General features: G+C 71.8%; 10 protein-coding genes. 7 read left to right on the top strand and 3 right to left on the bottom strand.

What is annotated here, in order from left to right; genetic code table 11:
• The first annotated feature begins 1 nt into the window (after position 1).
• Genes AB0L21_RS24670 through AB0L21_RS24655 form a run of 4 tightly spaced genes read left to right on the top strand, consistent with a single transcriptional unit; the run spans position 2 to position 3,778 of the window.
• Positions 2 to 904 carry an ABC transporter permease gene (locus AB0L21_RS24670; protein WP_365786412.1) on the top strand — a complete coding sequence of 301 codons (903 nt, stop codon included), beginning with the start codon at positions 2 to 4 and terminating at the stop codon, positions 902 to 904.
• Positions 877 to 1,614 (top strand): ABC transporter ATP-binding protein, encoded by a 738-nt coding sequence (locus tag AB0L21_RS24665; RefSeq protein ID WP_365786410.1) that lies wholly within the window; start codon positions 877 to 879, stop codon positions 1,612 to 1,614. The genes AB0L21_RS24670 and AB0L21_RS24665 overlap by 28 nt, the downstream gene beginning before the upstream one ends.
• A gap of 31 nt (positions 1,615 to 1,645) precedes the next feature.
• A complete protein-coding gene (locus AB0L21_RS24660; RefSeq protein ID WP_365700732.1) occupies positions 1,646 to 2,659 on the top strand; it encodes an ABC transporter substrate-binding protein in 1,014 nt (337 codons plus the stop codon).
• A 42-nt stretch (positions 2,660 to 2,701) separates the two neighbouring features.
• Complete coding sequence (locus tag AB0L21_RS24655) at positions 2,702 to 3,778, top strand: NAD(P)-binding domain-containing protein (protein WP_365786407.1); 1,077 nt, start codon at positions 2,702 to 2,704, stop codon at positions 3,776 to 3,778.
• 12 nt (positions 3,779 to 3,790) lie between these two features.
• Here the strand turns inward: AB0L21_RS24655 and mltG are convergent, their stop codons facing one another.
• Together mltG and AB0L21_RS24645 are read right to left on the bottom strand one after the other, a co-directional pair.
• On the bottom strand, positions 3,791 to 4,696 hold the full coding sequence (mltG, locus tag AB0L21_RS24650) for an endolytic transglycosylase MltG (RefSeq protein ID WP_365700734.1): 906 nt from the start codon (positions 4,694 to 4,696) through the stop codon (positions 3,791 to 3,793).
• 69 nt (positions 4,697 to 4,765) lie between these two features.
• Positions 4,766 to 6,568, bottom strand: coding sequence for an ABC transporter ATP-binding protein (locus AB0L21_RS24645; protein ID WP_365700735.1), 1,803 nt, complete (start codon positions 6,566 to 6,568; stop codon positions 4,766 to 4,768).
• Between the two features lie 114 nt (positions 6,569 to 6,682).
• Here AB0L21_RS24645 and AB0L21_RS24640 point away from each other — a divergent pair, with 114 nt between their 5' ends.
• A complete protein-coding gene (locus tag AB0L21_RS24640) occupies positions 6,683 to 7,132 on the top strand; it encodes a MarR family transcriptional regulator (protein WP_365786405.1) in 450 nt (149 codons plus the stop codon).
• A 99-nt stretch (positions 7,133 to 7,231) separates the two neighbouring features.
• Here the strand turns inward: AB0L21_RS24640 and AB0L21_RS24635 are convergent, their stop codons facing one another.
• Positions 7,232 to 8,842 carry a peptide-N4-asparagine amidase gene (locus tag AB0L21_RS24635; protein ID WP_365786403.1) on the bottom strand — a complete coding sequence of 537 codons (1,611 nt, stop codon included), beginning with the start codon at positions 8,840 to 8,842 and terminating at the stop codon, positions 7,232 to 7,234.
• Positions 8,843 to 8,990: 148 nt separating this feature from the next.
• Between AB0L21_RS24635 and AB0L21_RS24630 the strand changes: the two genes are divergently transcribed.
• Both AB0L21_RS24630 and AB0L21_RS24625 read left to right on the top strand, forming a co-directional pair.
• Positions 8,991 to 10,568, top strand: coding sequence for a M1 family metallopeptidase (locus AB0L21_RS24630; protein ID WP_365786401.1), 1,578 nt, complete (start codon positions 8,991 to 8,993; stop codon positions 10,566 to 10,568).
• A gap of 260 nt (positions 10,569 to 10,828) precedes the next feature.
• Positions 10,829 to 12,775 (top strand): N-acetylmuramoyl-L-alanine amidase, encoded by a 1,947-nt coding sequence (locus AB0L21_RS24625; protein ID WP_365786399.1) that lies wholly within the window; start codon positions 10,829 to 10,831, stop codon positions 12,773 to 12,775.
• The last annotated feature ends 141 nt before the right edge of the window (positions 12,776 to 12,916 follow it).

Genomic DNA, 12,916 nt, shown 5'->3' with positions numbered 1-12,916 from the left:
CATGAGCATCACCCATGCCCCACCCAACTCCCCCGAGCCCGACATTTCGGGTATATCCAAGTCGCAAGCCTCCGCCACGGAAGCTTCCAGTCCCGCACCCCCCGCCCTCCAGCCCGTCGTCCCCGCCTCCACCCGCCGCACCCGGATCCCCCGCTGGCTGCGCCGGACCACCGGCCCCCTCCTGCTGCTCGCCCTGTGGCAACTCCTCAGCGCCACCGGCGTGCTGGCAGCCGACGTGCTCGCTTCCCCGGGCCGGATCGCGGGGGTCGGCTGGGATCTGATCGCCGATGGTTCGCTGCCGTCGGCCATGGGGACCTCCCTTCGGCGCGTCGCGTTCGGGTTGCTGTTCGGCACGGTGACCGGCACCGGACTCGCCCTGCTCTCGGGGCTGTTCCGGATCGGCGAGGACCTGGTGGACGCGCCGGTGCAGATGCTGCGCACAGTGCCGTTCGTCGGTCTCATCCCGCTGTTCATCATCTGGTTCGGCATCGGCGAGACCCCGAAGATCGCCATCATCACGCTCGGCGTGACCTTCCCGCTCTATCTCAACGTCTACGCCGGCATCCGTGGGGTCGACAGCCAGCTCATCGAGGCCGGTGAGTCGTTGGGGCTGTCCCGATGGGGGCTGGTACGGCACGTGGTGCTGCCGGGGGCGCTCCCCGGGGCGCTGACCGGACTGCGGTACTCGCTCGGCATCTCCTGGCTCGCGCTCGTCTTCGCCGAGCAGGTCAACGCCGACGCCGGCATCGGATTCCTGATGGTGCAGGCGCGGGACTTCCTGCGGACCGACGTGATCGTGGTCTGCCTGATCGTCTACGCCTTCCTCGGCCTGCTCGCCGACTTCATCGTCCGCTCCCTCGAAAGGCTGCTGCTGCAATGGCGACCGACCTTCACCGGACGGTGACCGGGCCCGCGGTCCATGTCGAGGGGCTGACCCGCTCCTTCGACGGCCGCGCGGTCATCGACGACCTCCGACTCGACATCGCACCCGGCGAGTTCGTCGCGCTCCTCGGGCGCAGCGGCTGCGGCAAGTCCACCCTGCTGCGCATCCTCGCGGGCCTCGACCGGGACATCGAGGGCACGGCGCTGGTCCCGCGCCGCCGGGCCGTCGCCTTCCAGGCACCCCGGCTCATGCCCTGGAAGAAGGTGTGGCGCAACGTCCTGCTCGGGCTGCCGGGCCGCCCCGAACGGACCGTCGCCCAGCGGGCGTTGGACGAGGTCGGCCTCGGTCATCGCGTCGGCGCGTGGCCGAAGACCCTGTCCGGCGGCGAGGCCCAGCGCGCCTCCCTCGCTCGCGCGCTGGTGCGCGAACCCGATCTGCTGCTGCTCGACGAGCCGTTCGGCGCCCTCGACGCGCTCACCCGGATCAGGGCCCAGCGCCTGGTCGGGGAGGTGTGGCAGCGCCGGGGCTGCGCGGTGCTGCTGGTCACGCACGATGTCGAGGAGGCGGTGCTGCTCGCCGACCGCGTCCTCGTGATGGACGGCGGCCGGATCGCCCACGAGCAGCGCATCGACCTGGACCGGCCCCGTGAGATCACCGACCCCCGGTTCGCCGCCCTCCGCGCGCGACTGCTGGAACGGCTCGGCGTCGGCACCGCCGCCGCAGCCGCCTGAACGCCCGCCCACGCACACGAACGGAACCGTCATGCGACGACACCTCGTCCCCGCCGCGCTGATCCTGCCCTTCGCGCTCCTGCTCACCGCCTGCGGTGGGAACTCGTCCGCCCAGACCGGCGCCGACATCGACGGAAAGGGCTCCGTCACGCTGAACGTCGGTGACCAGAAGGGCGGTTCGGAGGCCATCCTGCGCGCCGCCGGAGAGCTGAAGAACCTGGACTACAAGATCAAGTGGTCGACCTTCACCTCCGGGCCGCCGCTGCTGGAGGCGGTGAACGCGAAGGCCGTCGACATCGGCGGCGTCGGCAACACCCCGCCTGTCTTCGCGGCCGGCGCCGGTTCGAAGATCACCGTCGTCGCCGCCTGGCACGGTACCTCCAAGGGCGACACCATCCTCGTACCGAACGGCTCGCAGCTGACCGGTCCGCGGCAGCTCAAGGGCAGGTCCGTCGCCGTGGCGCAGGGTTCCTCCGCGCACTACCAGCTGGTCGCCTCTCTCGAAGCGGCCGGGCTGACCTTCGCCGACGTCAAGGTCAAGTACCTCCAGCCCGCCGACGCGCTCGCCGCCTTCACCTCCGGCAAGGTCGACGCGTGGGCGGTCTGGGACCCGTACACCTCGCAGATCCTCCAGGCCCGGCAGGGCCGGGTGCTCACCACGGGCGACGGCATCACCAACGGCCTGACCTTCCAGGTCGCCGCGCCGGCCGCGCTGAAGGACCCGAAGAAGACCGCCGCGATCAAGGACTATCTGGCGCGGCTGCGGCGGGCCACGGCCTGGGTGTACGACCACCAGGAGGAGTGGGCCAAGGTGTGGGCGAAGGACACCGGGCTGCCGTACGAGGTGGCGCTGGCCTCCGTGAAGCGCACCAACTCCACCCGTGTCCCGGTCGCCGTCGACAAGCAGCTGGTCGCCTCCGAGCAGCGGATCGCCGACGCGTTCACCGAGTTGAAGCTCATCCCGAGGAAGGTCGACTTCGCCGACTTCACGGACCCGCGGTACAACGGCGATCTGCCGCCGTCGACGACTGCGGCCAAGGGCTGAGCAGCGGGGAAGATCCGTGCGCGGCCCGCTGTTGCCCCAGGCGTGAACGAAGTACGCGAGGTCGAGGTCGTCGTCATCGGTGCCGGTCAGGCGGGTCTGGCCGCCGCCTATCACCTGCGGCGCACCGGCTTCGAGCCGGACCGCGACTTCGTCGTCCTCGACCACTCCCCCGGGCCGGGCGGCGCCTGGCAGTTCCGGTGGCCCTCGCTGACCTTCGGCAAGGTGCACGGCATGCACGCACTGCCCGGCATGGAGCTGACCGGCGCCGACCCGGCGCGGCCGTCGGCCGAGGTCGTCCGGGAGTACTTCGACCGGTACGAGCGCGCCTTCGGCCTGCGGGTGCGGCGGCCCGTGGATGTGCGCGCGGTGCGCGAGGGCACCGGCGGGCGGCTGCTCGTGGAGACGTCGGACGGCACCTGGTCGACGCGGGCGCTGATCAATGCGACCGGCACCTGGGACCGCCCGTTCTGGCCGCGTTACCCCGGGCAGGAGACCTTCCGCGGCCGGCAGTTGCACACCGCGCAGTACGCCGGTCCCGAGGAGTTCGCCGGGCAGCGGGTCGTGGTCGTCGGCGGGGGTGCCTCAGGCACCCAGCACCTGCTGGAGCTGGCGCCGTACGCCGCCGCGACCACCTGGGTCACCCGGCGGCCCCCGGTCTTCCGCGAGGGCCCGTTCGACGAGGACGCGGGTCGTGCGGCCGTCGCGCTGGTGGAGGAGCGGGTGCGTCAGGGGCTGCCGCCGCGCAGTGTGGTCTCGGTCACCGGGCTGCCGCTGAACGACGCCGTCCGGCAGGGTCTCGCGGACGGGGTCCTGGACCGGCGGCCGATGTTCGACCGGATCACTCCGGACGGCGTGGCGTGGCGGGACGGCCGGCAGGTGTTCGCCGATGTGATTCTGTGGGCGACCGGGTTCCGGGCCGCGCTCGACCATCTCGCTCCGCTGCGGCTGCGCGAGCCGGGCGGCGGCATCCGGGTGGACGGTACGCGCGCGGTCGCCGATCCGCGGATCCACCTCGTCGGCTACGGCCCCTCGGCCAGCACCATCGGGGCCAACCGGGCCGGGCGCGCGGCCGTCCGGGACATCAGGCGGCTGCTCGCCGGGGAACCGGTCGCCGCGTGACCTTGCGCCGGGTCAGCGGAGCGCGGACTGCGGGCTGGAGGGCGCGGACGCAGGCGCCGGCGGGCCGTCACCGGACGGCTGGGCCGTCCCCGCGTTCTGGTGGAGGGCGTTGAACTCGGCCACGTTCCGCAGGTGCGTGTTGTAGTCCGCGGTGAAGCGGGTGTCCCCGGGCGCGATGGTGACGAAGTACAGCCAGTCGCCCGGCGTCGGGTTGAGGGCGGCGCGCATCGCGTCCTCGCCGGGGTTGTCGATCGGCGTGGGCGGCAGGCCCATGCGCTGGTAGGAGTTGTACGGGTTCTCCGTCTGGGTGTCGCTCTGGCTGGTGTCGGCGGTGTTGCGGTTCAGCGCATAGTGGAGGGTCGAATCCATCTGCAGCGGCATTCCGCTGTTCAGCCGGTTCAGGATGACCCGGGCGACCTTGCCCATGTCCGCCTTCGTGGAGGCCTCGGCCTGGACGATGCTGGCGATGGTGACCGCCTGGTAGACGTTCATCGCGTTGCGCTGGGCGCCCGCCGCGACGGGCGCGGCGTTGAACTTCTGGTCCGCGGTGTCGATCATGAGTTGCAGCATGGACTCGGGCGTCGCTCCCTTCCGGACGGGATACGTCGCCGGGAAGAGATAGCCCTCGGGGTTGCCCCCGGCCTCGTTCGGCAGTTTCAGGGCGGCCTTGCCGAGGGAGGCGCGGGTGCTGCCCGGGGGCAGCTTGAGCGCCTTGTCGATCGCGTCGTAGATCTGGTTCGCGCGCCAGCCCTCCGGGATGACCAGCGTGGCCGGCTTGGTCTGCTCGCGACCGGCTGCCAGTGTCAGCAGCGGCACCGCCACGGCGGTGCCGGCCATGACGGCGCCGGTCACGAGGACGGCGAGTCTGCCGCGGCGTGTCAGTCGGGTCCTGATCCGTGACGGAGTGTTCGTCTGCATGCGGGCACGTTAATACGCGTATCCTCGCAAACCCGGCATATATTCCGCTTGTCGGTCGCGGTCGCGCGTTCAGTTGGCGGGTTGCAGTCGCGCGTCCCGGCGCACCAGGGCCGCGTACCGGCCGCCCCGCTCCAGGAGTTCCTCGTGCGTGCCGCGTTCGGCGACCCGGCCGGAGTCCAGCACCACGATCTGGTCGGCGCCGCGGATCGTGGACAGGCGGTGCGCGATGGTGATCGTCGTACGGTCGGCCGACAGCGCGTCGATGGCCTCCTGCACGGCGGCTTCCGTGCGGGTGTCGAGTGCGCTCGTCGCCTCGTCCAGGATGAGGACCGGCGGGTCACGCAGGATGGTGCGGGCTATCGCGAGGCGCTGCTTCTCGCCGCCGGAGAAGCGGTGGCCGCGTTCGCCGACGATGGTGTCGTAGCCGTCGGGCAGCGCCGCTATGTGGTCGTGGATCTGGGCCGCCTTGGCCGCCGCGTGCAGTTCCTCGTCGGTGGCGTCGGGCTTGGCGAAGCGCAGGTTGTCGGCGACCGAGGCATGGAACAGGTACGTCTCCTGCGAGACGACGCCGACCGCGCGGGCGAGGGTGTCGAAGTCGAGGTCGCGGACGTCGACGCCGTCCAGGGTCACACGGCCACCGGTGACGTCGTACAGGCGGGGCACCAGATAGCCGAGTGTGGACTTCCCGGCGCCGGTCGGGCCGACGACGGCGAGGCTGCCGCCGGCCGGCACGGTGACGTCGACGCCGTCGAGGACGGGGCCGCCCTTGTCGTCGTAGCGGAACTCGACGTCCTCGAAGCGGACTTCGCCCTTGATCTGGTCGAGGTGGACCGGCCGCTCCCGCTCGGTGATGTCGACCGGCAGGTCCAGATACTCGAAGATGCGCTGGAACAGCGCCAGCGAGGTCTGGATCTGCACGCCGGTCGCGAGCAGGCTCACGGCCGGACGGAACAGGCCCTGCTGGAGCGAGACGAAGGCGACGATGGTGCCGAGGGAGACCTCGGGGCCGCCGAACCGGAGGGCGAGGCCGGCGGTCCAGTAGATGACGGCGGGCATCGCGGCCATGACGATCGAGATCACGGCCATGCGCCAGCGCCCGGCCATGTTCGACCGCACTTCCAGGTCGACCAGGCGCTCGGACTCCTCCGCGAAGGACCCGGTCAGCGAGTCGGAGCGGCCCATGGTGCGGCCGAGCAGGATGCCGCTGACCGAGAGCGACTCGGTGACCGTGGCCGCCATCGCGGCCATCTGTTTCTGTCGCTGGGTGGTGATCTTCTTGCGTTCGTTGCCGACGCGGCGGCTGATCCACACGAACACCGGCAGCAGGAGCAGGGAGACGATGGTCAGCCGCCAGTCCAGGGCGACCATCGCGACGATCGTGGCGACCACGCTGGTGGCGTTGGACACCAGGGAGGTGGCGGTGGAGGTGACGGTGGCCTGCATGCCGCCGATGTCGTTGGCGATGCGGGACTGCACCTCGCCGGTGCGGGTGCGGGTGAAGAAGGCCAGCGACATGCGCTGCAGGCGGCCGTAGACCGCGGTGCGCAGGTCGTGCATGACCCGCTGGCCGACGGTGGTGGAGATCAGGGTCTGCAGCACGCCGAAGACGCCGCCCAGGACGGCGCTGAGGATCATGCCGAGCGCGAGCAGGCTCAGCAGGCCGGTGCGGCCCTGCGGGATGGCGACGTCGAGCGTCTCCTTCAGCAGGAACGGCGTGGCCACCGAGACCAGCGACGAGGCGCCGACGAGCAGGCCGACGACGGCCAGCCGCCCGCGGTAGGGACGGAAGAGCCGCAGGATGCGGCGCACCTGCCGGGGCTGTTCGCCGGCGTCGGCAGGTGGGGTCCAGGAAGGTTCACGGTCGGGGTGCATGGGCTCCTACGGGGTGGGCGGGCGCCGGTCAGGAGTCGGCCGACGGCGACGGAACGGATCGTAGCTCATTGTTACCTATACTCACAATGAACGGCATCCTGATATTGTTCCCGCATGACCACCCCCGATCCCGACGGCCTGCTCGCCGAGCAGTTGCTGCGGCTCACCCGCCGGGTGCACCGCATCCAGAAGCGCCATCTGGAACAGCGTGACCTGGGCGTCACCCCGGCGCAGTCCCGGCTGCTGCGCACCCTCGCGCACTATGGCTCACCTCCGCGCATGGCCGACCTCGCCGAGCGCCTGGAGGTCGTGCCCCGCGCGGTGACGACGCTGGTGGACGGGCTGGAGGCGAGCGGCAAGGTGCGGCGCGTGCCGGATCCGGCGAACCGCCGCGTGACCCGGATCGAGCTGACGGACGAGGGGCGCGCGACGCTGCGCGAACTGCGCGGCGCCCGCCGTTCGGCGGCCGAGGAGATGCTGGCGCCGCTGACGGAGAAGGAGCGCCAGGTGCTCGGCGTCCTGCTGGACACCCTGATCGACGGGGACACCGCCCAGCGCTGCTGAACGGCGACGGCCCCTTGTCCGCCTCCGGCGGGACGGCGGCCCCCGTCCAGCCCGCCCCCGCGGCTCAGTCCACGGGGGACGCGCCCCGCACCACGCGTCTCAGCAGCGGCTGCGATCCTCCGTCAGCACCCCCTGGGCCGTGGTCAGCGAACGGTCGTAGCAGCCGTCCGAGCCGAGGAGACGGTAGCGCTCGGCCGATGTGCCGACCGCGTGCCGCTGGTCGCGCGGGACGTTGACCGTGTACGTGGCGTCGCCGCTGTAGGTGTCGTCCAGCCGTGACCACGCGGTGCGCCGGCCGCCTTCGCGTGTGACCGCCGACGCCCGGTCGCCGAGGGTCAGCACGGTGCGCAGCCGGTCGTCCGCGCCCAGCGTCGTGGCGCCGTTCATGGTGTACGTCCGGTGCGTGCGGGTCGTCAGCGCGGGGCCGTGGCCGGCGACACCGACCGCCTCGTCGTCGGTCCAGGTCGCGTCGAGCCCGTCCACCGCCTCGCCGTCGGTCCAGCGGTGGACGGAGGTGTGGGCGAGCGTCCGGGTGACGGTCGTGGTCACGCGGCCGTGCGAGGTGTCCAGGTATCCGGAGACGGTGAGCCGGTGCCCTGCCTCGGTGCGTACGCGGTTCTCCGCGCCAGGGGTGAAGGTGGAGGAGTCGGCGAGGCCGGTCGCGTGGTCCTCCGTGAGCGCGCCCGGCACATGGGCGCGGTGCGCGTCCTGCCAGACGAGCACGTTCACCGGCGCGCTCCAGCCCGGCCGGCCCGCGGGCACGCCGGCGACGGACACCTCGACGCGGTGCGGGCGGCCGTCGTTGAGGAGGCCGGCGAAGGGCGTGAGGTCGTACTCGACGGGCCGGACGTCGAAGGCGCGCGGGGCCGGGACGACGTACCAGAGGAAGGGGTTGGACCAGCCGCCCGTCCAGACGTTCGGGAACGGCGCAGCGATACCGGCGAGCCGGCCGTCGACACTGATCTGCACCTCGCGGTACGGGCCGCGGTCGGCCTTGCACGAGTACGGCGCCGGGTCGGCGACGGTCAGGTACCAGAACTCCTCGCAGCCACCGCCCGAGCCGGTCGCGTACACCTCGGCGACGACGCGTTCGCTGTTGCGCGGGGTGGTGAGGGTCGTGCCGGCGGGCGTGTCGGCGAGGGTGAGGACGCGGTCGGGGGCCGGAGCCGTGGGGCGTCCCGCGTAGAAGGTCAGCGTGACGTGGACGTCGATGACGCCGGTGTACGTGTCGTCCACGACGTTGCCGATCAGCATCTCGACGTCCTGGGCGGCCCGGAAGGTGGCGCTGTAGCGGGTGACGTCCTTCTCGACGTGCCACGCGATGCCGTCGGGCGAGGGCTCCGGCGTGGAGGTGCGCAGGATCTCGACCCCGCCGACGTGCAGATAGCCGAGCCGGTCGTACTGACGGCCCTTCACCTTGCCGTCCAGGCGCAGGACCACCTTGCTCCAGCGGTCGCCGCAGCCCTCGGGGGGTGTGTACGCGCCCCGGTAGGGCGTGAAGTCGCGGAACCGGGCGTCGGCGAGGGTGACCTGGCAGGACCTGCTGTGCGGCCGGTCGACGGGTGGTGCCGCGGTGACCGGGTCGTGCCAGTCGGTTCCGAACTCGGCGGGTACGTCGGCTGCTTGGGCCACCGGGGTTGCCGTGCCGAAGAGCGCGCTCACCACGAGGGTCGCCCCGACGAGCATGGACATGACGATCCGTCTTCTCATGGCCGGTGTTCTACGGGCGAACGGGCCGCCCCGCAATGACGCCTCGGACAGATCGGCGCGATGAGGGCGGTCGCCGCGCAGTCCGGGGAGAACGCCCAACGAAGGAACATTTAGTGATATAAACGGATCTTACTGGCATAGTGCGGTCATGGAGATCACAAAGGGGTCATACGAGGAATCCGCACACCAGGAATCGCGGCACAAACGCCCCCGTCCTGTCCTCCGCACCCGTCGCGCGGCCCTGGCCCTCACCCTCGCCGGAGCGGGTGCGCTGACCGGTACCGCCGTCTTCGCCGGCATGCTCCCGCCCGGAGCCGACGGCTCACCGGCCCCCGGTCCGGCCGCCTCGTCGGGCCCGCCCCCGGCCCCCGGCGCACCGGGTATCGGCGACCCGCTCATGCCGCTCGCCGGCAACGGCGGCTACACCGTCCGCCGTTACACCCTCGACTTCGACTGGCGGGCACCCCGCACGCCCTTCGAGGCCGGCGCCACCGTCAGCGCCACCGCCACACAGGCCCTGTCCCGCTTCGACCTGGACTTCGCGGGCAACACGCTTCACCAGGTCACCGTCGACGGCGTGCCGGCCACCGCCGAGCGCGACGGTGACGAACTTGTCGTCACTCCCGCACGGCCGATCCCGCGCGGCACCGCGTTCACCGTCCGCGTCGCCTACACCGCCGACCCGACGCAGGGACGGCACCGCGACGACGCGATCCAGGACTACGGCTGGGTGCCCACCTCCGACGGCACCGTCGTCTGCGCGCAGCCCGACGGCGCCCGCATGATCTTCCCGGCGAACGACCACCCGAGCCTGCGGGCACCGGTCACGTTCCACATCACCACCCCGCCGGGGCTCAGCGCGGTGGCCAACGGCCGGCTCGTCGGCACCGTCCGGCGGCCCGACGGCCGGACCCGGTGGACGTACGACTCCGAGCAGCCCCTCGCGGCACAGCTGGTCCAGCTGGCGATCGGGAAGTTCACCTTCGTCGACAGCAGCGGCCCGCGCGGGCTGCCCCTCCGGGACGTGGTCCCGGACGGCCTGGTCACCGACACCGAGGAGTACCGCTCCCTCACCCCGGACCATCTGGCCTGGCTGGAACGGCGGCTCGGCCCGTACCCGTTCCGCCGCTACGGCGTGCTGGTCGGGGACACCGATCTGCCCGTGGCACTGGAGACCCAGTCGCTCTCCGTCCTGCCGCGGGACGACCTGCTGGGCGACCGGGTCGACGCCGAACGCAACCTCGTCCACGAACTGACCCACCATTGGACGGGTGACAGCGTCGCCATCCGGCGCTGGTCCGACCTGTGGCTGAGCGAGGGTCACGCCCGTTTCTACGAACGCCTGTACTCCGACGAGCACGGCGGCGTGAGCCTGGAGTCCGTGATGCGAGCGGCGTACGAGCAGCACGACCAGTGGCGGCACGACGAAGGGGCGCCCGCCGAGCCCACCGAGGCGACGCTGTTCAAGGTGATGCGGTACGACGGCTCGGCGCTGGTGCTGTTCGCGCTGCGGGAGAAGGTCGGCGCGGAGACCTTCGAGAGGATCGAGCGCGCCTGGGTGACCGAGTACCGGGGCCGTACGGCCGGCACCCGGGACTTCGTCGCGCTCGCCTCCCGGGTCGCCGGCGAGGACCTGACACCGTTTCTGCACCCGTGGCTGTACGGCCCGCACACCCCGCCCATGCCGGGCCACCCCGACTGGCAGGTGGACCCGGTCGAGGACTGAGGCGCGCCCGGTCGCCCGTGGTTGCCCCAGGCAGCCGAGTCACTGCCGCCGACCGGGTGGCCTCCGCCGGACCGCTGGTCCACCCCGGTGACCTTCGCCACGACACGGCGCCCGGGGCACGGAAACGTACGAGGGGTGGCGCTACGGGCAACTCCTTTGTCCTGGTGCGATCGAGCGTGGTTGGGAGAGCCTCTGCGATGAGAAGAAATGTTTCTGCACATGTCCCCGGTGCCATCCGGAGGTGCCGCCGTACGGCTTGTGTGATCGCGGGGGCGGCTCTGCTGCCGCCGCTGCTGATCCTCCCGATGTCCGGCACCGACGACGCGGCGGACCAGCGTCTGCAGGACGCCTTCACGAACGCCGCGCGCGAGTTCCACGTGCCGCGCAGTGTGCTCATGAGCGTGTCCTACATGCAGTCGCGCTGGGACTCCCACCCGGGCGCGCCGAGCGTCGCCGGTGGCTTCGGGCCCATGCACCTGGTGGACACCGACCGCGTCCAGGCCTCGGCAGCGCCGTCCGAACCGCAGACACCGCCCGGTGGTCAGACCCGGGCCCCCACGGGCGCGGCGGGAACGCCCGCCACGGGCGCGCCGGCGGGCCACGCCGTGCAGCCGGCGGACCTGCGGAACGCGGCACGCCTGATCCAGGCCCCGGCCGAACGTCTGCGCACGGACGCCGTCGCCAACGTCCGCGGCGGAGCGGCACTCCTCGCTGCCACCCAACGACAGCTCGGCAAGCCCCTGAGCGCCGACCCGGCGGACTGGTGGGAGACGGTCGCGCGCTTCCCGGGCACCCGTGACGTCGCGTCAGCCGCTGCCTACGCCGACGACGTCTTCGCCCTGATCCGCCGCGGAGCACACCGCACCACCGCCGAAGGGCAGGACGTCGCGCTCCCCGCCACGCCCAGCCTGCAGCCGCACCCCCGCGCCCCCCGGGCGCAGGGCCCCCAGCGGCCGAAGCAGGTCGAGTGCCCCCCCGAACTGGCCTGTGACTGGCTCGGCGCGCCGTACGAGGAGATCGACGACAGCGACTACGGCAACCACGACCTGGCCGACCGGCCCAGGGACCAGCCGATCGAGTACATCGTCATCCACGACACCGAGGCCGAACTGCCGAGCATGCTCCAGACGGTGCAGGACCCGACGGAGTCGTCGTGGCACTACTCGATCCGCTCCAGCGACGGCCATGTCACCCAGCACGTCAGGACCAAGGACGAGGCCTGGCACTCCGGCAGTCAGTTCGTGAACGCGCGCTCGATCGGCATCGAGCACGAGGGGTTCCTCACGCAGCCCGGAACCTGGTACACGGAGCGGATGTACCAGGCCTCGGCGCGCCTGGTGCGGTACCTGGCGCAGAAGTACGGCATCCCGCTCGACCGGCAGCACATCTTCGGCCACGACAACGTGCCCGCTCCGACCGCCGACACCATCCCCGACATGCACGACGACCCCGGTCCCTTCTGGGACTGGCGGCACTACTTCGACCTCCTCGGCGCGCCACTGAAGGCCACGGCGGGCCCGGACAGCGACATGGTGACGATCCTGCCGGACTTCGCCCGGCACAAGCCCGAGTTCACGGGATGCGGCGGCAGCGGCAAACCGTGCCCGCCGCACGGCTCCAGCGCGGTCCGCCTGTACACCGAACCGGACGAGAAGGCCCCGCTGATCCAGGACCCGGGCCGCAAGCCCGACGGCGAGGACTCCACGAAGGACGTCAACGACCTGGGGTCACGCGTCTCCACCGGCCAGACATTCGCCGTCGCCGACCGCAGCGGCGACTGGACGGCGATCTGGTTCCAGGGCCGGAAAGCGTGGTTCAAGAACCCCAAGAAGCACCCGACCGCCGTCGGTGCGAGCGGACGCATGGTCACACCGAAGGAAGGCCTGGACAAGATCCCGGCGTACGGCCGCGCCCTGCCCGAGGAGGAGGCCTACCCGGAGGACATCGACGGGCCGGCCGAGTCACCGCTCCCCTACCCCCTCCTGGCGGGCCAGCGGTACGTGACCCAGGCCGGCGTCGGCAGTTCCTACACCGCCAAGTCCTTCAGCGACACGCCCAACCCGGTGGTGTGGGGCCGGGAGCGGTACTACGAGATCCAGCTCGGCCACCGGCTCGCGTACGTCCGGGCCAGCGACGTGGACGTGATCAACGCCTCCGGCTCGGCGGGACCGCAGGGACAGAAGGCCACCGGCCCGGACGGGCGCTGACGTCACGCCGGCCGGGATCCGGCTTTCACACGGAGGAGCCGCGGCACGGCGCCTCACCAGACCGTGAGGTGCGCCCCGAGGAGCGGACGGGGTCGCGCGGCGGGGTGGCGGCCCGCGTCGAGCGTGCGCAGCGCGAACTCC

The organism is Streptomyces sp. NPDC052721 (assembly GCF_040678315.1).
In the GTDB taxonomy this organism is placed as follows: domain Bacteria; phylum Actinomycetota; class Actinomycetes; order Streptomycetales; family Streptomycetaceae; genus Streptomyces.
This window is presented reverse-complemented; position numbering and strand designations above follow the sequence as displayed.

What these genes read in the sequence shown, in the direction of transcription:
- AB0L21_RS24665 (WP_365786410.1), top strand. Translation starts at nt 877, where the DNA reads ATGGCGACCGACCTTCACCGGACGGTGACCGGGCCCGCGGTCCATGTC.
- AB0L21_RS24670 (WP_365786412.1), top strand. Translation starts at nt 2, where the DNA reads ATGAGCATCACCCATGCCCCACCCAACTCCCCCGAGCCCGACATTTCG.
- AB0L21_RS24630 (WP_365786401.1), top strand. Translation starts at nt 8,991, where the DNA reads ATGGAGATCACAAAGGGGTCATACGAGGAATCCGCACACCAGGAATCG.
- AB0L21_RS24640 (WP_365786405.1), top strand. Translation starts at nt 6,683, where the DNA reads ATGACCACCCCCGATCCCGACGGCCTGCTCGCCGAGCAGTTGCTGCGG.
- AB0L21_RS24645 (WP_365700735.1), bottom strand. Translation starts at nt 6,568, where the DNA reads ATGCACCCCGACCGTGAACCTTCCTGGACCCCACCTGCCGACGCCGGC.
- AB0L21_RS24635 (WP_365786403.1), bottom strand. Translation starts at nt 8,842, where the DNA reads ATGAGAAGACGGATCGTCATGTCCATGCTCGTCGGGGCGACCCTCGTG.
- AB0L21_RS24660 (WP_365700732.1), top strand. Translation starts at nt 1,646, where the DNA reads ATGCGACGACACCTCGTCCCCGCCGCGCTGATCCTGCCCTTCGCGCTC.
- mltG (WP_365700734.1), bottom strand. Translation starts at nt 4,696, where the DNA reads ATGCAGACGAACACTCCGTCACGGATCAGGACCCGACTGACACGCCGC.